Annotated in this window: 19 protein-coding genes; 9 read left to right on the forward strand and 10 right to left on the reverse strand. The window is 64.5% G+C overall.

Annotation, left to right across the window (positions count from 1 at the left end; translation table 11 throughout):
* Nucleotides 1-22: 22 nt before the first annotated feature.
* Nucleotides 23-868 carry a RibD family protein gene (locus tag ABZN20_RS01100; RefSeq protein ID WP_218806314.1) on the reverse strand — a complete coding sequence of 282 codons (846 nt, stop codon included), beginning with the start codon at nt 866-868 and terminating at the stop codon, nt 23-25.
* Entirely contained in the window at nt 865-1,224 is a 360-nt protein-coding gene (locus tag ABZN20_RS01105) for a cupin domain-containing protein (RefSeq protein ID WP_218806315.1), read from the reverse strand. The genes ABZN20_RS01100 and ABZN20_RS01105 overlap by 4 nt, the downstream gene beginning before the upstream one ends.
* Nucleotides 1,225-1,308: 84 nt before the next feature.
* Between ABZN20_RS01105 and recQ the strand changes: the two genes are divergently transcribed.
* Both recQ and ABZN20_RS01115 read left to right on the forward strand, forming a co-directional pair.
* Complete coding sequence (gene recQ, locus ABZN20_RS01110) at nt 1,309-3,465, forward strand: DNA helicase RecQ (RefSeq protein WP_367027595.1); 2,157 nt, start codon at nt 1,309-1,311, stop codon at nt 3,463-3,465.
* A gap of 40 nt (nt 3,466-3,505) precedes the next feature.
* A complete protein-coding gene (locus ABZN20_RS01115; RefSeq protein WP_367026509.1) occupies nt 3,506-3,868 on the forward strand; it encodes a (2Fe-2S) ferredoxin domain-containing protein in 363 nt (120 codons plus the stop codon).
* Here the strand turns inward: ABZN20_RS01115 and ABZN20_RS01120 are convergent, their stop codons facing one another.
* From ABZN20_RS01120 to mfd, 3 genes are all read right to left on the reverse strand, one after another.
* Entirely contained in the window at nt 3,869-4,171 is a 303-nt protein-coding gene (locus ABZN20_RS01120) for a DUF3175 domain-containing protein (RefSeq protein ID WP_218806318.1), read from the reverse strand.
* A 55-nt stretch (nt 4,172-4,226) separates the two neighbouring features.
* On the reverse strand, nt 4,227-4,883 hold the full coding sequence (locus ABZN20_RS01125) for a riboflavin synthase subunit alpha (protein WP_367026510.1): 657 nt from the start codon (nt 4,881-4,883) through the stop codon (nt 4,227-4,229).
* Between the two features lie 97 nt (nt 4,884-4,980).
* Nucleotides 4,981-8,457, reverse strand: a complete 3,477-nt coding sequence (gene mfd, locus ABZN20_RS01130) for a transcription-repair coupling factor (protein WP_367026511.1) — start codon at nt 8,455-8,457, stop codon at nt 4,981-4,983.
* Nucleotides 8,458-8,801: 344 nt separating this feature from the next.
* Here mfd and ABZN20_RS01135 point away from each other — a divergent pair, with 344 nt between their 5' ends.
* Nucleotides 8,802-9,161 (forward strand): H-NS histone family protein, encoded by a 360-nt coding sequence (locus ABZN20_RS01135; RefSeq protein ID WP_367026512.1) that lies wholly within the window; start codon nt 8,802-8,804, stop codon nt 9,159-9,161.
* 78 nt (nt 9,162-9,239) lie between these two features.
* On the opposite strand, the gene ABZN20_RS01140 is transcribed toward ABZN20_RS01135, so the two are convergent.
* The 5 genes from ABZN20_RS01140 to ABZN20_RS01160 all read right to left on the reverse strand — a co-directional run bounded on the left by ABZN20_RS01140 (nt 9,240) and on the right by ABZN20_RS01160 (nt 14,087).
* Nucleotides 9,240-10,127 carry a carbon-nitrogen hydrolase gene (locus ABZN20_RS01140; RefSeq protein WP_367026513.1) on the reverse strand — a complete coding sequence of 296 codons (888 nt, stop codon included), beginning with the start codon at nt 10,125-10,127 and terminating at the stop codon, nt 9,240-9,242.
* On the reverse strand, nt 10,124-11,170 hold the full coding sequence (locus ABZN20_RS01145; protein ID WP_367026514.1) for an agmatine deiminase family protein: 1,047 nt from the start codon (nt 11,168-11,170) through the stop codon (nt 10,124-10,126). The genes ABZN20_RS01140 and ABZN20_RS01145 overlap by 4 nt, the downstream gene beginning before the upstream one ends.
* 110 nt (nt 11,171-11,280) lie before the next feature.
* Complete coding sequence (locus ABZN20_RS01150) at nt 11,281-11,436, reverse strand: hypothetical protein (RefSeq protein ID WP_218806322.1); 156 nt, start codon at nt 11,434-11,436, stop codon at nt 11,281-11,283.
* A 98-nt stretch (nt 11,437-11,534) separates the two neighbouring features.
* Nucleotides 11,535-13,211 carry a DNA repair protein RecN gene (recN, locus tag ABZN20_RS01155; protein ID WP_367026515.1) on the reverse strand — a complete coding sequence of 559 codons (1,677 nt, stop codon included), beginning with the start codon at nt 13,209-13,211 and terminating at the stop codon, nt 11,535-11,537.
* Nucleotides 13,212-13,214: 3 nt separating this feature from the next.
* Nucleotides 13,215-14,087 carry an NAD(+) kinase gene (locus tag ABZN20_RS01160; protein WP_367026516.1) on the reverse strand — a complete coding sequence of 291 codons (873 nt, stop codon included), beginning with the start codon at nt 14,085-14,087 and terminating at the stop codon, nt 13,215-13,217.
* 214 nt (nt 14,088-14,301) lie between these two features.
* Here ABZN20_RS01160 and hrcA point away from each other — a divergent pair, with 214 nt between their 5' ends.
* The 6 genes from hrcA (at nt 14,302) to carA (ending at nt 21,648) form a co-directional block, all read left to right on the forward strand.
* A complete protein-coding gene (hrcA, locus tag ABZN20_RS01165) occupies nt 14,302-15,354 on the forward strand; it encodes a heat-inducible transcriptional repressor HrcA (RefSeq protein ID WP_367026517.1) in 1,053 nt (350 codons plus the stop codon).
* Nucleotides 15,355-15,463: 109 nt separating this feature from the next.
* On the forward strand, nt 15,464-16,021 hold the full coding sequence (gene grpE / locus ABZN20_RS01170; RefSeq protein ID WP_367026518.1) for a nucleotide exchange factor GrpE: 558 nt from the start codon (nt 15,464-15,466) through the stop codon (nt 16,019-16,021).
* A 69-nt stretch (nt 16,022-16,090) separates the two neighbouring features.
* Nucleotides 16,091-18,019: a molecular chaperone DnaK gene (dnaK, locus tag ABZN20_RS01175; protein WP_367026519.1), complete on the forward strand. Its 1,929-nt coding sequence runs from the start codon at nt 16,091-16,093 to the stop codon at nt 18,017-18,019.
* Between the two features lie 96 nt (nt 18,020-18,115).
* Nucleotides 18,116-19,249, forward strand: a complete 1,134-nt coding sequence (gene dnaJ / locus ABZN20_RS01180; protein ID WP_218806328.1) for a molecular chaperone DnaJ — start codon at nt 18,116-18,118, stop codon at nt 19,247-19,249.
* Between the two features lie 16 nt (nt 19,250-19,265).
* Nucleotides 19,266-20,075, forward strand: a complete 810-nt coding sequence (gene dapB / locus ABZN20_RS01185) for a 4-hydroxy-tetrahydrodipicolinate reductase (protein WP_367026520.1) — start codon at nt 19,266-19,268, stop codon at nt 20,073-20,075.
* Nucleotides 20,076-20,511: 436 nt separating this feature from the next.
* Complete coding sequence (gene carA, locus ABZN20_RS01190) at nt 20,512-21,648, forward strand: glutamine-hydrolyzing carbamoyl-phosphate synthase small subunit (RefSeq protein WP_218806331.1); 1,137 nt, start codon at nt 20,512-20,514, stop codon at nt 21,646-21,648.
* Nucleotides 21,649-21,658: the final 10 nt, after the last annotated feature.

A 21,658-nucleotide genomic window follows, 5' to 3' on the forward strand; every position in this document is an offset into this window, starting at 1 on the left:
GTGCCAGTCGGCGCAGTGTAGCTCAAGCCGCGCTGGTGAGGTTTTCGAACTGGGCGAACCACTGCCCGGTGTCGAGCGGCGAGGTCGGGTCGTAGTACAGGGACTGCATCTTCAGGTGGCCATGCGGGCCGAGTTCCGGGCCCGGCACCAGGGTGCGGAAGCCTTCGCCGCCGAGCAGCTGGTGGGTGATGGTCTGGAACAGCCGCGACAGCCGGCCGTTGCGGACCATGGTGTCGAGCATGTGGGGGCCGGCGATCAGATAGATCGAGCGGTAGCCGAGCGCGTCGAGCTGGTCGACCAGGGTATCGCCTTCCGCCATGGCGCCGTCGCCGGCGAACAGGATTTCATAGCCTTCGCTTTCCCAATGGCGGACCCGGTCCGGGTCGGCATGGCGGCCGGTGGCGATCAGGCAGCGCTGGCCGTGTTCCCGGATCGAGGCGGGCATGGGGAAGTCGAGGCTGGCGCTGGCGACGACGATGTCCGGCTGGGGCTTGAGCCCCTGGGTCCGACGCCAGGCCGCGAGGTCGCGCGAGCGTTCCTCCAGCCCGATCTGCAGGATGTTGCCCAGCCGTTTTTCCTGCAGCGAGCGCAGATAGCCGCCGTGGGTGATGAGGCAGTCGGCCTGGGCTTCCAGTTCGAGGAACAGCCGGAAATCGTCCGGCGTGGTCAGCGACTTTGGCAGGAAAGTCTGGCCGCTGGCGTCCTCCAGGGCGATGCGCCCGTCCAGGCTGGTGAGGAAATTGGCGTAGACGAAGGGCTTGCCCGCGTGTCCCAAACGGCGCAGGTTCAGGTTCAGATACAGGCCGTGCAGCGCGACTTCCTCGAACGGCGGGGGAAACAGGCGGTAGACGGATTTGCCGGGGCTCATTCGGATTCCAGGGGTTCGGTGCGGACCGGTTCGGGATAATGCAGGGCGAGCCAGACCGCTTCCGGCCGGCTCGAAGTCCATTCCACCCGGTGCCGGCAATGCGGTGGGATGCACAGCCAGTCGCCGGGGGCGAGGCGGCGGGGTTCGGCTTCTTGCTCGAAGCGCAGCAAGGCTTCGCCCTGCACCAGCACCACCCATTCCGCCTGCGGCTGGTCGTACCATGCGCCTTCCGGGGTGACATGCCCGCGGGAAACGATGCGCTCCAGCCGGAAGCCGCCGGTCTGTTCGAGGGTCTCGAACAGCTCCTCGGGCAGATTGGCGGGTATGGCGGAGTACAGGTTGTCGGATTTCGGCATACCGGCGCTCTCGGGGAGATCGGGCGCCATTATCGCCCTTCGATGCTTTATAGTGGAGCTTTTTTGGTTTCCGCCGCCGCCTCCATGCCCGTCGATGCTTCCAGTCCCTTGAAAACGTTGCAGACCGTCTTCGGCTACGAGCGTTTCCGCGGCCTTCAGGCCGAGATCATCGGGCAGCTGCTGAACGGGGGCGATGCGCTGGTGCTGATGCCCACCGGCGGCGGCAAGTCGCTTTGCTATCAGATTCCGGCGCTGCTGCGGCCGGGCACCGGTGTGGTGGTCTCGCCCCTCATCGCGCTGATGGAGGACCAGGTCGGCGCCCTGCTGCAATTGGGCGTGAAGGCCGCGTTCCTCAATTCCAGCCTGGATTTCGACACCCAGCGCCAGGTGGAGAGCCGCTTCCTGGCGGGCGAGCTGGACCTGCTCTACGTGGCGCCGGAGCGGCTGCTGACCGAGCGTTTCTTAAGCGTCCTCGACCGGGTTCGCATCGCGCTGTTCGCCATCGACGAAGCCCATTGCGTGTCGCAGTGGGGGCATGATTTCCGGGCCGATTACTGGCAGTTGTCGCTGCTGCACCAGCGCTTCCCCACGGTGCCGCGCATCGCCCTCACCGCGACCGCCGACGAGCGGACCCGCGGGGAGATCATCGAACGGCTGGGGCTGGACGAGGCGCGGGTGTTCTGCAGCGGCTTCGACCGGCCCAACATCCGCTACGCCATCGGCCAGAAATCCAACGCCCGCCAGCAGTTGCTGGATTTCATCCGGCGCGAGCACGAAGGCGATGCCGGCATCGTCTACTGCCTGTCGCGCAGGAAGGTCGAGGAAACCGCCGCTTGGCTCTGCAGCAAGGGCCTCAAGGCCTTGCCTTACCATGCCGGTCTGTCCGCCGAAATCCGCCAGCACAACCAGCGCCGCTTCCTGCTCGAGGAAGGGCTGATCGTGGTGGCGACCATCGCCTTCGGCATGGGCATCGACAAGCCCAACGTGCGCTTCGTGGCGCACCTGGACCTGCCGAAAAGCCTGGAGGCGTATTACCAGGAAACCGGGCGCGCCGGCCGCGACGGGCTGCCCGCCAATGCCTGGATGGTGTACGGGTTGCAGGACGTCATCACCCTGCGCAGCATGGTCGAATCCTCCGACGCCGACGAACTGCACAAGCGGGTGGAGCGCCACAAGCTCGACGCCATGCTGGGCTTCTGCGAGCTGACCTCCTGCCGCCGCCAGACCTTGCTGCAATATTTCGGCGATGTCCTGGAACAGCCCTGCGGCAACTGCGACAACTGCCTCAATCCCGTGCAGACCTGGGATGCGACCGAAGCCGCGCGCAAGGCCTTGTCCTGCGTCTACCGCAGCGGCCAGCGCTTCGGCGCCCATTACGTCATCGACCTGCTGCTCGGCAAGACCAGCGAACGCGTCCGCGGCTTCGGCCACGACCGGCTCAGCACTTTCGGCATCGGCCGGGAACTCGACGACCAGCAATGGCTCTCGGTGTTCCGCCAACTGGTGACCCGCGGTTTCCTCGTAGTCGACTGGGAAGCGCATGGCGCCCTGCGGCTGAGCCCTGCCAGCCGCCCCCTGCTCAAGGGCGAAGAGACGCTGTTGCTGCGCAAGGACGACGCGCCGAAGAAGGCCGCTTCCTCCGGCCGCGAGGCCCGGCGGGGAGCCATCCGCTTCTCCGACCCCGCCGACGAAAAGCTGTTCCAGGCCCTGCGCGGCTTGCGCCGCCGGCTGGCGGAAGAACAGAATGTCCCGCCTTACGTCATCCTGCACGACGCGGTGTTGATGGAAATGGTCCAGAGCCGGCCGGAAACCCACGTCCGGTTGGCGCGGATTCCCGGCATCGGCGAGCGCAAACTGGAGCTGTATGGCGACGAGTTTCTCGAGTTGATCCGCGAGCATTCCGGTCAGCGCGGCGGAGGGGCCGTTGCGGAGCAGCCCACGGCGGAGGAGAGTCTTGCGCTGTTCCGGCTCGGCCTCGGCGTCGAGCAGATCGCCGCCCGGCGTGAACTCAAGCCGTCCACCATCTATACCCATCTGGCCCAGGCCGTGGCCCGGGGGGCGCTGGATGCGCTGGAGGTGACCGGGCTGTCGGCCGACGAGGCGGCGCGGATCGAAAGCGTCTGGCGGAATCTGCCCCAGGATCGGCCGGGCGCCATCAAGCCCCTGTTCGAGGCGCTGGAAGGGCGCTACGACTATGGCGTCTTGCGCTGCCTGCTGGTTTCCTGGGGGGAGTCAAACTGAATCGCGGCGGAGCCGCTCCTACAGCGAGGAAGGAGGAACAATGGAAGAATTGCAAGCCGTCGTGGCCCAGCTCGGGTTGAACGACATCGAGCGGCATATCTTTCTGTGCGCCGGCGCCACCAAGCCCAAGTGCTGCGGCAGGGAGGAAAGCCTGGCGTCCTGGGATTACCTCAAGCGCCGGCTCGAGGAACTCGGCCTGACCAGGCGCGGCGTGTTCCGCACCAAGGCGGACTGCCTCCGCGTCTGCGCTCAGGGTCCGATCGCCGTGGTCTATCCGGAGGGCGTGTGGTATCGCGACTGCACCCCGGAAGTGCTGGAGCGGATCATCCAGGAGCATCTGATCGGCGGTACGCCAGTAGCGGAATACGTGATCGCCTCCCGCGGCGGCCTGGCGACGGACTGATCATGGCGGCGGGCGTCGGCGCGGCCTGCCGTAAAGCTCCCGCAGCTCGTCCTTCGCCGCTTCCAGGCAAGCCCGCCGCGATTCCGAAAGCTGGCTGCCGGCGCGGTTGATGTAGAAATTTAGCATCGACATCGCCGACTGGAACGGCCCCGCTTTGCGGCGCCCGCTGGATTCGGCGGAGCGCTTGAGCGACAGCGCGATTTGCCGCGGATCGTCCCAAGTGAACACCCCAGGCTCCAGGTCCAGGGCGTTGCTGGTCTCGGTGACGCGCTGGGACCAGCGTTTGCGGTCATCCGGTGCCATGGGCGACCCTCGCGGTCAAGGGATTCCCGGTTCGGGAACAACCAGTCCAGGCCGGTCAAGGCGATTCATTTCTCGGCCTGACGATCTCCCGGCCCGCCAGCGCGGCTTCGATCGTCCGCGTCACCACGTCCACCAGCACCTGGGTCTGGTGCTCCACTTCGATGTTCACCCGGTCGCCGGCGCGGTAGCGGCGGAAGCAGGTGTTGCGGAGGGTTTCGGGAATCAGGTTGATCCGGAACCGGCCGCGCCCGGGATCGGCTTCCGCCACCGTGAGGCTGGCACCGTCCACCGCCAGGAAGCCGCGCAGGAAGATGTAGCGGCTCCACTCCGGGTCCACCTGGAATTCGATGTGGTGGCTGCCGGGGCCTTCCAGCTCGATCGAAGTGATCACGCCGGTGGTGGAGACATGGCCCGAGACGTGATGGCCGCCGACCTCGTCGCCCAAGCGGGCGGAACGCTCCAGGTTGACTTCGTCGCCGCCCCGGCGGTCACCGAGATTGGTCAGCGCCAGCGTGCCGGCGACGGCGTCGAAGTCGATTTCGTTGCCGGCGATCCGCGCCACGGTGAGACAGACCCCGTCGACCGCCACGCTGGCGCCGGTTTCCAGGCCGCCGAGCAGGTCATCGGGAAAGCGGATGCGAAAACGGGTGCCGGTGTCTTGCGGGTCGGCGGCGACGATCAGGCCGCGGCCTCGGACGATTCCGGTAAACATGGGGGGACGGTTCCTCCGTTCAAAGTAAGAGTTCTAAGCCGCCCAGTGGTCCAGCGTGCCGGTTTCCACCAGGTGTGGCTCTTCTGGTCTCGGCAACTCATTTGGCCGCCAGCCGGCCCAGCAGCGTTTCCACGAACCGGACGCGTTCCGCCGGGGTGGGGAGCTTGGCGATGAACCGCAGCTTGTCCGGGCCATCCAGCTTGTAGGTGGCGGCCTCCTTCTGGATCAGCAGGATGATCGCGGCCGGGTCGATGTTGGGCTGGGCTTCGAAAATCAGCCGCCCGCCGCTAGCGCCCGCTTCGATCTTGGCGATGCCCAGCTTGGCGGCCTCGTTCTTCAGCGCGCTGACCGCGAACAGATTCTTGGTTGCTTCCGGCAGCAGGCCGAAGCGGTCGATCATCTCGATCTGCAGCTCGCGCAGTTCCTCGTCGCTGCGGGCGTTGGCGATGCGCTTGTACAGCACCAGACGGGTGTGCACATCGGGCAGATATTCCTCCGGGATCAGCGCGGCGCATTGCAGGTCGACCTCGGTGCCGCCGAGGTGGTCGGTTTCCAGCTCTGGCTGTTTGCCGGATTTCAGCGCGTTGACGGCCTTCTCCAGCAACTCGGTATATAAGGTGAAGCCGATTTCCTGGATCTGGCCGCTCTGGTCCTCGCCGAGCAGCTCGCCGGCGCCGCGAATCTCCAGGTCTTGCGAGGACAGCAGGAAGCCGGCGCCGAGTTCGCCCGCCGCCTCGATCGCTTCCAGGCGCTTCACGGCGTCGGCGGTCATGGCTTTCTTCGGCGGCACCAGCAGATAGGCATAGGCACGGTGGTGCGAGCGCCCGACCCGTCCGCGCAACTGGTGGAGCTGGGCGAGGCCGAAGGTGTCGGCGCGGTCGATCAGTATCGTGTTGGCGCTGGGCACGTCGATGCCGCTTTCCACGATGGTGGTGCAAAGCAGCACGTTGAAGCGTTGGTGGTAGAAGTCCAGCATGATGTTTTCCAACTCGCGCTCCGGCATCTGGCCGTGGGCGATGCGGGTGCGGATGTCGGGCACCAGCTTCTCCAGCCGTTCCGCCAGCTTAGGCATGGTCTCGATCTTGTTGTGCACGAAATAGACCTGGCCGCCGCGCTTGATCTCGCGGTTGAGGGCCTCCTGCACCAGGGCGTCGTCCCATTCGGTGACGAAGGTGCGGATGACGTGGCGGTGCGGCGGCGGGGTGGCGATGATCGAGATCTCGCGCAGGCCGGTCAGCGCCATGTCCAGGGTGCGGGGGATGGGCGTGGCCGTCAGCGCCAGGAAATCCACCTCGCTGCGCAGTTTCTTGAAATGCTCCTTGTGGGCGACCCCGAAGCGGTGCTCCTCGTCGATGATGACGAGACCTAAGTCCTTGAAGCGGATGTCTTTCTGCAGCAGGCGGTGGGTGCCGATCACGATGTCGATCTTGCCCTCGCCAATGTCCGCGATGGCCTGGGCCTGGTCCTTCTTGGAGACGAAGCGCGACAGCACCTCGATCCGCATCGGCCAGTCGGCGAAGCGGTCGCAGAAGTTCTTGTAATGCTGCTGGGCCAGAAGGGTCGTCGGTACCAACACGGCCACCTGGCGGCCGTTCTGGGCGGCGATGAAGGCGGCCCGCATCGCGACTTCCGTCTTGCCGAAGCCGACGTCGCCGCAGACCACCCGGTCCATCGGACGCGGAGCGGCGAGGTCCCGGATGACGTCCTGGATCGCGGTTTCCTGGTCGGGGGTTTCCTCGAACGGGAACTGGGCGGCGAAGCTCAAGTATTCCTCGGTCAGGGTGGCGAAGCTCTTGCCGCTCGCCGCGGCGCGTTTGGCGTGGATGTCGAGCAGTTCGGCGGCGACGTCGCGGACCTGTTCCAGCGCCTTGCGGCGGGCCTTGGCCCATTGCTCGCTGCCCAGGCGGTGCAGCGGCGCGTGTTCCGGGTCCGAGCCCGCATAACGGCTGACCATGCCGAGGGCCGAAACCGGCACGTAGAGCTTGTCGTCGTTGGCATAGCGCAGGGTCAGGAATTCCGATTCCACTCCGCCGGTCTCGATCCGCTGCAGGCCGAGATAGCGGCCGACGCCGTGCTCGCGGTGCACCACCGGCGCGCCGATTTCCAGTTCTTCCAGGCTGCGCAGGAATTGGCCGAAATCCTTGGATTGCGCGCGCTGCCGGCGCCTCCGCTGCTGGGCCTTGTCGCCGGAGAGCTGAGCTTCGGTCACGATCGCCAGGGGCGGTTCGGAAATGACGAGCCCTTGATCGAGAGCGGCGACCATCAGGCACAGCGGATCGGGGGTGGCGAGGAAGTCGGCCCAGCCGTCCACGATCCTGGGACGGATCCGGCACTTGGCGAGGTTCGCCGCCAGGGTCTCGCGGTGGCCGGCGGATTCCGCGACCAGCAGGATTTTCCCGGTGAACTCCCCGATGAAGCGTTGCAGCGGCTCGTAGGGTGGCTGGGTCTTCGCTTCGGGATGCAGTGCCGGCGGCGGAGCGCAGTCGAATTTCACCGCGGCGGCGGTGGGAGCGGCATCCGCTGCCGGGATGGCGATGCGGCTGAAGGATGCGAGGGCGGATGTCAGCGCCTCGGGTTCCAGAAACAGCCGGGCCGGGGGCAGTGGCGGCCGGTCCAGGTTGTGGATGCGCTGGTCGTGACGGCTGGCGGCCTCGGCGTAGTAGGCCGCGGCGGCCTGCTCGACGTCGCCGTGCAATATCAGGGTCGCGTCGCCCGGCAGGTAATCGAACAGCGTATCCATCCGCTCCACGAACAGAGGTATGTAGTATTCGATCCCGCCGACCGCGATTCCCTTGCTGACATCCTGGTACAGGACGCTGCGACTCACCGCATCCGGGAATTCGGCCCGGAAATTCTGCCGGAACCTTTTAATGGCGGCATCGTCGAACGGAAATTCCCGGGCGGGGAAAAGCTCTATTCCGGCCACTTTTTCGATCGAGCGCTGGCTTTCCGGGTCGAAGGTGCGGATCGTTTCGACCTCGTCGTCGAACAGCTCGATCCGATAAGGCGTCTCACTGCCCATGGGGTAAAGATCGAGTATCGAACCCCGGATCGCGAATTCGCCGTGCTGGTATACCTGCGACACGCATTGGTAGCCTACGCTTTCGAGTGTCTGCCGGGTCTGGTCGATATTCACGGCGCTTCCGGCGCGAATGGAAAACGTATTGGCCAGGGTGTGGGTCCGCGGGGCCACCCGATGCATCAGGGTGGATACCGGCGTGATGAGCAGGCCATGCTGGATGCGGGATAACTCGTAAAAGGTCCGCAGCCGCTGCGAGGTGATTTCGGGCAGCGGGGAAAACACGTCGTAGGGAAGGATTTCCCAGTCGGGGAAGGGGAGAATCGCCGCCTCCCTGCCGAGAAATGTCCTCACTTCCTGTTCAATGCGCAAAGCGCTTTGGGCGTCGGCGGTAACGACGAGAAACAAGCCGGGCGACGCACCGAAAGCCGAGGCGATCGCAAGGGAATCGCTGCAGCCGTGCAGCCCGCTCCAACAGACCGCCTGGCGGCGCGAGGCGGGCAAGGCGGGTTTCAACGGCGAGGACAGGGAGGAAGAGGAGGCTTGTGGTTTCATGCTATCGGGATACCGGACGTCCGATGATATGTCCGCGGAAAGGGGCGTATTTTAGTGGAGCGGCGCCCTAAAGCGCGAGGCTGGGGACGGGAAATTTCCGGGAATGGAAGCGAGTGCGCGGCGGTGTTAAATCGGGCTGCACGGCCTTGATGAATTGCCTTGGGCTTGGCGAAGCCGATGACCCGGTTCCTCTCCGTCCGATACGCGCTAAACGGCATCGGACAGAAAACGACCGGCTCCCCGCCGGCAATTCACGCTTTTCGGAGCAGATCGGCTGAGACATATTGTATTGTGTTCTCGGATTTATGTATTATATTAAGCGTCGCAACAATATAGCTTAAGACTTGCTCAGAGAGGTGTTGTCAATGTCACATGATTTTTCGGGTTATACGGCACAGGAATTACAGTCGCTGATCGATGCGGCGACCAAGACGCTCAAGGAAAAACAGGAATCGGAGCGGCGCGAATATCTTCGCCAGATGAATGAACTGGCTTCCAAGGCAGGCGTCAAGTTCCAGATCGTCGAAGATCTTTCGAAAGGAGCGGCTGCACCGAGTACTCGCCGGGGTGCCAAAGTGCCCGCGAAATACCAGAATCCGCATAATCCCGCGGAAAAATGGAGCGGCCGGGGCGTGAAACCGCGTTGGTTGCAGGCTTTGGTCGCGCAGGGCCGCGATATCAAGGAATTCGAGATCAAGGCCTGATTCCGGCGGCAAAAAGCCGGGGGCGAGCTTCGTGCTCGTCCCCGGCTTTTTTTTCGGGGGCTGCCCCCGGGGAAAGAGTCAATCGAGATAGCGCCGTAATAATCCGTCGTAACCGTCGATACGGCGGTCCCGCAGGAAAGGCCAGATGCGCCGGACGTCTTCGGAACGCTTGCGGTCGACCTCAACCATCAGCAATTCCGCGTCCGCCGATCCGGCACGGCAGAGGAATTCTCCCTGGGGGCCCGCAGCGAAACTGTTTCCCCAGAACAGAATACCCGGCGTCTGGCCGCTGGGGTCGGGCTCGCTGCCGATGCGGTTGCAGGCGGCCACCGTCAGTCCGTTGGCGACCGCATGGCCGCGCTGCACCGTGACCCAGGCCTCGAGCTGGCGCGACCGTTCGGCCTCGTCGTCGGCCGGGTTCCAGCCGATGGCCGTGGGGTACAGCAGGAGGTCGGCACCCGCCAGCGCCATCAGGCGCGCCGCCTCCGGATACCATTGATCCCAGCAGACCAACAGCCCCAGGCGTCCGACCGACGTGTCGATGGGGCGGAAGCCGAGATCGCCCGGGGTGAAATAGAACTTTTCGTAATAGCCGGGATCGTCCGGGATGTGCATCTTCCGGTACTTTCCGGCTAGGCTGCCGTCACTGTCCAGCACCACCGCCGTGTTGTGATAGAGGCCGGGGGCCCGCCGTTCGAACAGCGAGGCGACCACCACGATGCCCAGCTCCCGCGCCACGGACGCCAGTTCGGCGGTGGTGGGGCCGGGGATGGTTTCCGCGCCGTCGAAACAGCCGCAGTCCTCGGTTTGGCAGAAATAGGGGCCGAGGTGCAGTTCCGGCAGCATCACCAGATCGGCGCCTCGGGCCTTGGCGTTGCGGATGCCTTCGACGGATGAGGCCAGGTTTTGTTCCCGGCCGCCATTGCAGGCCTGCTGTACCAGGGCCAGCCTGAGGGTGGATTTCATGAGCGGGAGACTCCAGCGGCTTCGGGAAACTGCATGCTCATGCAGTGCAGGCTGCCGTACTGGCGGATCAGCGGCGTGCAGTGGATGGGTATGATTTCGCGGTCCGGGAAACACGGCGCCAGGCGCTCGAGGGCGACCGAGTCCGCCGGATCGCCGTAGACGGGGACCAGAACGGCGCCGTTGACGATCAGGAAATTGGCATAGGTGGCGGGCAGGCGCAGGCCTTCCTCGTCGCGGATGGGTTTCGGGATCGGCAGCGGCACCAGGGCGTAGGGCTGGCCGTCGCGCTGTTTCATCTCTTGCAGTTGCCGCTCCATCGCTTTGAGCGGTGCATGGTGCGGATCGGATTCGTCGTCGCAGGCGGTGTAGGCGATGGTGTGTTCCGAGCAGAATCTCGCCAGGGTGTCGACATGGGCGTCGGTGTCGTCGCCTTCGGCTTTGCCGTGATCCAGCCAGAGGATGCGATCGGCCCCCAGTGTCTCCGAAAGGCAGGCCTCGATCTCCGCGCGGCCGTAGCCGGGATTGCGGTTCGGATTGAGCAGGCAGTGGCTGGTCGTCAGCACGGTACCGTGCCCGTCGGTTTCGACGCTGCCGCCTTCCAGCACGAAGTCGACCGCCACTCGCGGCGTCTGGCCGAAGATGCCCGTCGCAACGAGGCGGGCGGCCAGTGCCGCATCGTCGGCGCATTCGTATTTTCCGCCCCAGCCGTTGAAGCGGAAATCCAGCAATTCCAGCCGGCCATCATTCAGGCGGCTCAACGGCGCGGTGTCGCGCACCCAGATGTCGTCGTACGGAATCCGGATGAAAACGACTCGGCTATCGTCCACCCCGGTAGTTTTCAGGATGTCGCCGATACGCCGTTCATGGGCCTGGTCCAGGCAGGCGATCAAGAGGGTCTCGCGCCGGCTCACCGCCGCGGCGATGGCCGCATAGGTCTGCTCGACTTCGTCCAGCCAGGGGGCGAAATCGCCGCGGCCCGGCGGCCAGGCGATCAGTACTGCGGATTGTTTTTCCCATTCGGGAATGAATCGTATCGAGCTCACTTGGTTCGGCAAGATTGGGCTGTACGGCTTTTGCGCCGCCGGGTTCAGGAAACGGGTATCGGAACGAAAAGACCGTGAGCCGGCGGCGCACGGTGCGGACGCTGTCGAATTCAGAAAATGATGAGACCCAGCGCGATCACCACGGCCGCGATCACCACTTTCCTGGGCAGGGTAACGGACTCGCCGCTTTTCAGGATTTCCAGGGTTTCCTGGAGATTTTCCGTGAGAGACCGTGTCGGCTTCGTTTCTTGGGTCGAGTCAGTCATGGGGATTCCTGGTGGTTAAGGGGATAATCGGGTCAGCGATGACCGATATGGCGATGCTCGAGCCAATTTTAAAGCAAAATCCGGCGGAGAAATCGATTTCAATGCGCCAGGGCCAGCATTTCCCGGGCGTGGGCCAGAGTCTGCTCGGTGATGCGCAGGCCACCGAGCATGCGGGCGATCTCGCCGGTGCGTTCGTCCATGTTCAGCGGGCGTACCGTGGACTGGGTGATGCCGTCTTTCGCATGTTTCTCCACCAGCAGATGCTGATGGCCCAGGGCCGCGATCTGGGGCAGGTGGGTCACGCACAGCACCTGGCGGTTGATGCCGAGCGAGCGCAGCTTGATCCCCACCATCTCGGCGACGCCGCCGCCTATGCCGGTGTCCACTTCGTCGTAGATCAGGGTCGGCGTAGTCTTTTGCGCGATCGATGCGACCTCGATCGCCAGGCTGATGCGCGAGAGTTCGCCGCCGGAAGCGACCCGCGACAGCGGCCGCGGCGGCAGGCCCGGATTGGCGCTGACCAGGAACTCGATCCTGTCGCGCCCGTGGGGAGCGGGCGGAGTTTCCGTGTCCGTCTCGAACGCGACGGCGAAACGCCCGTGCGGCATGCCGAGTTCGTGGATCAGCCGCGAGATGTCCGTCTCCAGCGCCTCCGCCGCTTCCCGCCGCTTTGCCGAAAGGCTGCGGGCGGTGGCGTCATAGGCGGACAGCAGATCGCTTTGTTCGGCAAGCAGGTGCTCGAGCCGTTCCTCACCGGATTCGAGGCTCCTCAGTTCGGTCCGGAGCGTTTCGAGGTGGCCGGGCAGCTCTTCCGGACGGACCTGGTGCTTGCGTCCGAGCTGGTGAACCTCCGCCAGCCGCTGTTCCAGCGCCGCGAATTTGGCCGGGTCGGGATCGAGCGCGTCGAGGTGATGGCGCAATGCCATCGCCGCCTCCTTGACCTGGATACGGGCGCTTTCCAGCAGATCCAAGGACTCGGCGAAGTCCCGGGAAATCTGCGCGAGTTCGCCGACCGCGTGAGTGGACTGGGCCAGCAGGCCGTTCACCGAATACTGCTCGTCCTCGTAGAGCAGCTTGAGCTGCGCATAGCCGATTTCGGAGACCCGGCCGAGATTGGCCAGCAGCTCGTGCTCTTCCGACAGGGCGCGGTAATCCAGGGTCTCGATCTCGAGCTGTTCCAGTTCGTTCACCTGGTACTGGAGCAGTTCCTGGCGGGCGTTGCGGCTGCTGGCGTCCTGTTGCAGCCGGTCGATCCGGTCGGAAATCTCTTTCCAGCGATCGAAAATCCGCTTCAGTTCCGAGGCCAGTTCGCGGCTGCCCGCGTGCCGGTCCAGCAAGGCCCGCTGTTCGCCGGCCTGCAACAGGTTCAGATGGGCGTGCTGGCCGTGGATTTCCACCAGATGCCTCCCCAAGGCCTGGAGGTTCGGCAGGGTCGCGGGACGGCCGTTGATGAAAGCGCGCGAGCGCCCGTCCGTGTTGATGGTTCGGCGGATCAGGCAGGTTTCTTCATCGGCTTCGGCCAGTTCGTTGTCGATGAGCCAGTCGCGTGCGGGCGAAGCGTCCTCCAGATCGAAGCACAGGCTGACTTCGCCGCGCTCCGCGCCCGGCCGCACCAGGCCGGAGTCGGCCCGGTCGCCGAGCGCGAGCCCCAGGGCGGTGAGGAGGATCGATTTGCCCGCCCCGGTTTCGCCGGTGAGCACGGTGAAGCCGGGCCGGAGGTCCAGGTCGAGGGCGGATACCACCGCCAGGTCCCGAATGCTAAGGCTGGTCAGCATGGCCTAGCGGTTGCTCCAGTTGAGCTTGAGCCGCAGGATCTGGAAAAAATCGTAATCCGTCGGGTGGAGGATGCGGAACGGCTGCTCCGCCTTGCGAATCTCGATGCGGTCCTCGAACGCGACGTCCGGGAAGGGGACGTTGTCGCAGCTCACCTGGGCGCGGAATTCCTTGTTCGGCCGGAACGCGATCGTGACCAGGCTGTCCCCGGAGATGACGATGGGACGGTTGGACAGCGTGTGGGGGTTGATCGGCGCCAGCACCATCGCGTTGAGCGCGGGGTAGAGGATCGGGCCGCCGGCCGACAGCGCATAGGCGGTCGAACCGGTGGGCGTGGAGACGATCAGGCCGTCGGAGCGCTGCGAATTCAGGAATACGCCGTCGATGGCGGTTTCGAGTTCTATCATGCTGGTCGCGCTGCCGCTGTGGACGACGACTTCGTTGACGGCGCTGCCCTGTGCGACGGTCTCACCGTCCCGGATCAGCCGTGCCACCAGGGGGTAACGTTCCTCGGCGCGATAGGAGCCGGTCAGGATTGCATGGAGCTTGCCGACGGCCTCGTTCGGGGAAATGTCCACCAGAAAGCCCAGCCGGCCCAGGTTGATCCCGATGAGGGGAACGCCGTGCGCATAAAGGCTCCGCGCGGCTCCCAGCAAAGTGCCGTCCCCGCCGACGACCACGGCGATGTCCGCCCGCTGCGCCAGTTCGGGCATCGTGCATATCCGGGCGGCATGTGGAAAAAGCGTCGCGCAGCCGCGTTCCACCAGGATTTCGAGTCCGGAAGTCAGCAAATAGGCATGGATGGCGGCGAGAGTATCCGCTATCCGGGGAGCGTCCGGTTTGCCGATGAGCGCGATGGTGCGAAATTGCGAAAGCATCCGCCTGAACTCGGGTGAGAAAGGGAAGGGTTGAAAGTTCGATGCCTTAAGGTCTTGACAGAATTGGCAAGGCTTAATCGCCGCCGCCGGTTAAATGCTCCGGATACGGTATTTTCGCCAAATGGTAGGACCTTCTTGACACTTAATCTAGGGGTTGTTAGTTTTTGGCACTCCATACGGTCGAGTGCTAATCCAGAATCTTTCCGGAGTTTCCGTGGCGAGTTTCCCCGAACTGAGCGAGCGCGCGCAGCACCTTTTGAAGGCGCTGGTGGAGCGTTATATCGGCGAAGGCCAGCCGGTCGGTTCGCGTGTTCTCGCCAGGGATGCCGGCTTGAGTCCGGCAACGATACGCAATGTCATGGCCGATCTCGAGGAGCTCGGCCTGATCACCTCGCCGCATACCTCGGCGGGGCGCCTGCCCACCGTGAGCGGCTATCGCCTGTTCGTCGACTCTCTGCTGACGGTGAAGCCTTTGCAGCAAGGCATCGTCGACCAGTTGTGGCTGGATCTCGAAAGCCGGGACAACCCGCGCGACTTGCTGGAGGCGGCTTCCAAGCTGCTGTCCGAGCTGACCCACATGGCCTGCATCATCTCCATGCCGAGGCGGGAAGCCCTGGCGTTCCAGCACATCGAATTTCTGCCCCTGTCGGACCACCGGGTGCTGGCCATCCTGGTGACGAGCGACCAGGAAATCCACAACAAGATCATTCACACGCCCCACAGTTTCAGCGCCGCGGAATTACAGGCCGCCGCCAACTTCTTCAACGCTGTCTGCGGCGGCAAGGACATGGCCTCGGCGCGGGAGCATCTGCGCGCCGAATTGGAGAACGAACGCAACCGTCTGAGCGAACAGTTGTTGCAGGCGGGCGAGATCGCCGAGCAGGCCCTGCTCGAGGGCGGGCGCTCCAAGAAGCCGTTCCTGGTGCGTGGAGAGACCAACCTCATGGACTTCGTGGAGCTGGCCGACGTCGATCGGCTGCGTGGCCTGTTCGAGGCGTTCCGGCAGAAGGAAAGCATCGTCGGCCTGCTCGATCGCTGCCTCGACTCGCCCGGAGTGAAGATACTCATTGGAGAAGAGAGCGGCTTCAGGCCGCTGGAGCCCTGCAGTCTGGTGACCGCCTCCTATTCCGTCGACGACCGGGTGGTGGGCGTGCTCGGCGTGATCGGGCCGACCCGGATGAAATACGAGCGGGTGATCCCGCTGGTGGACGTCACCGCGAAACTGGTGGGGGCGGCCTTGAATCAGCGGACGCTGGCCCCAACTTAACGTCTCCGGAGTTGTGACGGCACCGGGACGTCCGCCGCCCGCTCTCCTGAAGGAGCCGGGCGGTTTCGTTTTTCCCGATCGAGAAAATTTTGAACCCTATAATCGGACTATGAGCGAAGAAGAATTGACCAACGGCCCCAGCGCAGAGACTCAACCGGAACTCCTGGAGGTGGAGGCCAAGCCCGCCGAAGAAGCGCCCGCCGGGGAGCCGGAAAAGGCCCTGCTCGAGGCTCGGCAGCAGGCAAGTGAAAATTGGGACCGTTTCGTTCGGGCCCAGGCGGAAATGGAAAACCTGCGCCGCCGGGTGGAAAAAGACCTCCAGAACGCCCACAAGTATGCCCTGGAAAAATTCGCCAAGGAGCTTCTGCCGGTCATGGACAGCCTGGAATTGGGCATCGCGGCGTCATCCGCCGATACGCCCGACGTCGCCAAACTCCGGGAAGGCGCGGAGCTGACCTTGAAACAGTTCCAGAACGTGTTCGAAAAATTCGGCATCGTGGCCCTCGATCCGGTCGGTGAGAAGTTCAATCCGGACCAGCATCAGGCCATGGCCATGGAATCCGCCGGGGCGGCCGAGCCGAATACCGTAGTCAAGGTCTTCCAGAAAGGCTACCTGCTGAACGACCGGCTGCTCAGGCCGGCACTCGTCGTCGTGGCCCAGGCTTGAAATCCCTTAGGATCGGCCTCACATAGCCTCTAAGCTTTCAGAACAATCACCTATAAACCGGAGAAATCCATGGCAAAGATTATCGGGATCGACCTGGGTACCACCAATTCGTGCGTGGCCATCCTCGAAGGCGGCAAACCCCGCGTGATCGAGAACGCCGAAGGCGCGCGCACCACGCCGTCGATCATCGCATTCACCCCCGACAACGAAGTGCTGGTGGGGCAGTCTGCCAAGCGGCAGGCCATCACCAATCCGAAGAACACCTTGTTTGCGATCAAGCGCCTCATCGGCCGGCGCTACAAGGACGACGTCGTCCAGAAGGACATCAAGATGGTGCCTTACACCATCGTCGAGGCGGAGAACGGCGACGCCTGGGTGGAAGCCGCCGGCAAGAAGATGGCGCCGCCGGAGATCTCGGCGCGCGTGCTGATGAAGCTCAAGAAGGACGCCGAGGCCTATCTGGGTGAGGAAATCAAGGAAGCGGTCATCACCGTGCCGGCGTATTTCAACGATTCCCAGCGCCAGGCCACCAAGGATGCCGGCCGCATCGCCGGCCTGGACGTCAAACGCATCATCAACGAGCCGACCGCGGCGGCGCTGGCCTACGGCATGGACAAGAGCCGCGGCGACCAGAAGATCGCGGTCTACGACCTGGGCGGCGGCACCTTCGACATCTCCATCATCGAGATCGCGGAAGTCGATGGCGAGCACCAGTTCGAAGTGCTGTCGACCAACGGCGATACCTTCCTCGGCGGTGAAGACTTCGACCTGCGCATCATCGAATACATCGTGGACGAATTCCGCAAGGAGCAGGGCATCGATCTGCACAACGACCCGCTGGCGCTGCAGCGCCTCAAGGAGTCCGCCGAGAAGGCCAAGATCGAGCTGTCCTCCAGCCAGCAGACCGAGATCAACCTGCCCTACATCACGGCCGACGCGACCGGACCCAAGCACCTCAACATCAAGCTGACCCGGGCCAAGCTGGAGGCGCTGGTGGAGGACCTGATCCTGCGCACCCGCGGCCCTTGCGAAACCGCGCTGAAGGATGCCGGCGTGAAGCCGGGCGACATCGACGAAGTCATCCTGGTGGGCGGCCAGACCCGCATGCCGAAAGTGCAGGATTTCGTGAAGGAGATCTTCGGCAAGGAGCCCCGCAAGGACGTCAACCCGGACGAAGCCGTGGCGGTCGGCGCCGCCATCCAGGCCGGCGTGCTCGGCGGCCAGGTGAAGGACGTGCTGCTGCTGGACGTGACCCCGCTGTCGCTGGGCATCGAGACCCTCGGCGGCGTCCTGACCAAGCTGATCGAGAAGAACACCACGATTCCGACCAAGGCGACGCAGGTATTCTCCACCGCCGAGGACAACCAGACCGCCGTGACCATCCACGTGCTTCAGGGGGAGCGCGAAATGGCCCGCGACAACAAGTCGCTGGGGCGCTTCGACCTGAGCGACATCCCGATGGCGCCCCGCGGTGTGCCGCAGATCGAGGTGACCTTCGACATCGACGCCAACGGCATCCTGAACGTCTCGGCCAAGGACAAGGCGACCGGCAAGCAGCAGTCCATCGTCATCCGCGCCTCCAGCGGCCTGTCCGAGGACGAGATCAAGCGTATGGTGAAGGATGCCGAGGTGCACGCGGAGGAAGACCGCCGCATGCACGAACTGGTCAGCGCGCGCAATCATGCCGACGCCATGGTACACGCCACCAACAAGACCTTGTCCGAACTGGGCGACAAGGTTTCCGGCGAGGAACGGGCGAAGATCGAGGCGGCCTTGAACGATCTGAAGGATGCCATGGGCGGGGATAACAAGGACCTGATCGAGCAGCGGACCAGGACGCTGACCGAGCTTTCCGGCAAGCTCGCCGAACGGCTCTACGCCCAGCATGGCGAAGCGGGAGGCGCGGAAACGCACGGTCATGAAAAGGCCGGCGGGGCGGGTGGCGGCGACGACGTCGTCGACGCCGAATTCGAGGAAGTCCGCGACGACAAGCGTTAACCCGCGGCGGACCGCATCGCATCTCCCGGGGTAGGATGCGGTCCCTCCTTTCCCTCTTGATCGGGCCGCCGGCGTCAAGCCGGCGGTTGTGCGTTTATGGCAAAAGAAGACTATTACGAAACGCTCGGGGTTCCCCGCAACGCCAGCGACAGCGACATCAAAAAGGCGTTCCGTCGCCTGGCGATGAAATACCACCCCGACCGGAACAAGGACAATCCCGAGGCCGAGGAGCGTTTCAAGAGCGTGAAGGAAGCCTACGAGGTGCTGTCCGACCCCAAGAAGCGGTCCGCCTACGATCAGTTCGGCCATGCCGGCATCGATCCCTCGATGGGCGGAGGCGGCGGCTTCGGGTTCACCGGCGACAATTTCAGCGATATTTTCAGCGACGTCTTCGGCGACATCTTCGGCGGAGGCGGACGCCGGCGAGGCAGGGGGCAGCGCGGGGCCGACCTGCGCTATAACCTCGAGCTGACGCTGGAGGAGGCCGTTGCCGGGACCGAGACCAAGATCAAGGTGCCGACCTGGGTGACCTGCGCCGAGTGCGGCGGATCGGGCGCCAAGAAAGGCAGCTCGCCCGTCATCTGCCCCACCTGCCACGGCCAGGGCGCGGTGCGCATGCAGCAGGGCTTTTTCTCCGTCCAGCAGACTTGCCCGACCTGCCGCGGCAGCGGCCAGCACGTCTCCGATCCGTGCCGGGTCTGCTACGGCCAGGGCCGCGTGCAGGAAACCAGGACATTGTCGGTCAAGATTCCGCCCGGCGTGGACACCGGCGACCGCATCCGGCTTTCCGGCGAAGGCGAAGCGGGGGAGGGCGGCGGGCCGCCGGGCGATCTCTACGTGCACATCGGGGTCAAGGAGCACCCGATCTTCACCCGGGACGGGGCCGATCTGTACTGTGAAGTGCCGATCGGTTTCCCCACCGCCTGCCTGGGCGGCGAACTGGAAGTGCCGACGCTGGACGGCAAGGTGGTGCTCAAGATTCCGGCCGAGACCCAGACCGGGCGGCTGTTCCGGGTCCGGGGCAAGGGCGTCAAGCCGGTCCGGGGCGGCGTGGCCGGCGACTTGCTGTGCCGGGTGCGGGTGGAGACGCCGGTGCATCTGAACAAGGAGCAGACCGAGCTGATCAAGCAGCTCGACGAGTCCCTGCGCGGCGGCGGCAGCCATCACAGTCCGCAGGCGCACGGCTGGCTGGATGGCGTCAAGCAGTTCTTCGATCGTCTGGGACTTTGAGGGGCGGACTGGAACCATGGTCATCAGAGTTGGAATAGCGGGTGTTGCGGGGCGGATGGGCGGCAATCTCGTGCGCGCCTGTCTGGCCGAGCCGGCGGTGGAACTGACGGCGGCGATCGCACGTCCCGGGAGCCCGTCGGTGGGCCGCGACGCAGGCGAGCTGGCGGGTTTGTCGGCGATCGGCTTGCCGGTGGTCGGCAACCTGAGCGAGGTGCTGGACAAAGTCGACGTGCTGATCGATTTCACGCTGCCGGAAGTCACGCTGGCCCACCTCGAATTCTGCCGCTCGGCCGGAATCCGGCTGGTGATCGGGACGACCGGCTTCAGCGCGGAGCAGCGCCAGACCATCGCCGCCGCCGCGGAAGGCGTCGGTATCGTGTTTGCGCCCAACATGAGCGTGGGCGTGAATCTGGCGCTCAAGCTGCTGGACATCGCCGCCCGGGTGGTGGGCGAACATTCCGACATCGAGATCGTCGAGGCGCACCATCGCCACAAGATCGATGCACCCTCGGGTACCGCCCTGCGGATGGGCGAGGTCGTAGCGAAAGCCTTGGGGCGGAACTTACAGGATTGCGCGATCTACGGCCGCGAAGGCATCACCGGCGCGCGCGACGCCAAGACCATCGGCTTCTCCACCATTCGCGCCGGCGACATCGTCGGCGAGCACACCGTCATGTTCGCCGACGAAGGCGAGCGCATCGAGATCACCCACAAGGCCAGCAGCCGCATGACCTTCGCCAAGGGCGCGGTAAGGGCGGCCGTTTGGCTGATGTCCCAAGGCAAAGGCCTGTTCGATATGCAGGATGTGTTGGGGTTGCATGAATAACGCCATAACGCCTGCTGAGGAAACGCTGCGCGACGCTGGTGTGAATGTGGGTTTTCGGACCCACGGCCGACGTACTTTCTTTTGGACGGCCAAAAGAAAGTACGCAAAGAAAAGCCGCCCGGAGGCCGCGACAGCTTCCTGTGCTTCTCGCTTTCAACGAGGGTCCATCGAAGGGGCTCCTGCCCCTCGATGGACGAGCCGCATCCCTGCGGCTCCCCTTCGGGCTATTCTCGCCGAAAGCTGCGATGCTCGGCGCGGCCTAACGGGGGGACTAAAGCGGGAAACCTCATGCCGTGCATAACTCTTAGCGAAAGATGCCTTGGATAGACTCCATTAGGGCGATCTTCTATAATCGAGCGGCTAAAACGCATCGAATTCCAACAAGCGGGGCATATCTTCGGGTCTGCCCCGTTTTGCACATCTTAAGGTGGCCTTATTGAAAACTCCCGCGCTGCTTGCTCTTGAAGACGGTACCGTGTTTCGCGGCTACGCGATTGGAGCCGAAGGCTCGTCGGTGGGCGAGGTGGTGTTCAATACCTCGATCACCGGCTACCAGGAAATTCTCACCGATCCGTCCTACGCCCGGCAGATCGTCACGTTGACCTATCCGCACGTCGGCAACACCGGCGTCAACGAAGAGGATGTCGAGTCCACCGGCATTTTCGCCAGCGGCCTGGTGATCCGCGACCTGCCGCTGCGGGCCAGCAACTGGCGATGCCAGCTTCCGCTGGACGACTACCTGCGCCAGCGCGGCGTGGTCGGTATCGCCGGTCTGGATACCCGCAGGCTGACCCGCATCCTGCGGGACAAGGGCGCTCAGCGAGGCTGCATCGCCGCCGGCGACGCCCTGGATGCCGATGCCGCGGTGGACATGGCCCGCGGTTTCCCCGGATTACAGGGCATGGATTTGGCCCAGGTCGTGACTACGCAGCAGTCCTATGAGTGGGCCGAAGGCTCCTGGCGGCTCGGCGCCGACCCGGTGCGGGCAGGCCAAGGCGATTTCCATGTCGTCGCCTACGATTTCGGCGTCAAGCGAAACATTTTGCGCCTCCTCGCGGATCGCGGCTGCCGCGTCACCGTGATACCTGCCAAAGCGCCGGCGTCCGAGGCGTTGGCGCTGAAGCCGGACGGGTTGTTTCTGTCCAACGGGCCCGGCGATCCGGAGCCCTGCGACTACGCCATCGCGTCGATCCAGGAATTCCTGGGCACCGGCATCCCCGTTTTCGGCATCTGCCTGGGGCATCAGTTGCTGGCCCTCGCGGCCGGCGCGCGCACCTCGAAGATGAAATTCGGCCATCACGGTGCCAACCATCCGGTGCAGGACCTGGGCACCGGGCGCGTGATCATCACCAGCCAGAACCACGGTTTCGCCGTCGAGGAAGCCAGCCTGCCGGCAAACGTACGACCGACCCACCGCTCATTGTTCGACGGCAGTCTTCAAGGCATCGAGTTCACCGACCGTTCCGCGTTCAGTTTCCAGGGGCATCCGGAAGCCAGCCCCGGTCCGCACGATCTGTGCGATTTGTTCGACCGCTTCATCGCCGACATGAAAGTCGCCCGCAACCGCCATTAATCGCGTCCTT

This window comes from Methylococcus sp. ANG (genome assembly GCF_040730495.1).
Lineage (GTDB): Bacteria > Pseudomonadota > Gammaproteobacteria > Methylococcales > Methylococcaceae > Methylococcus.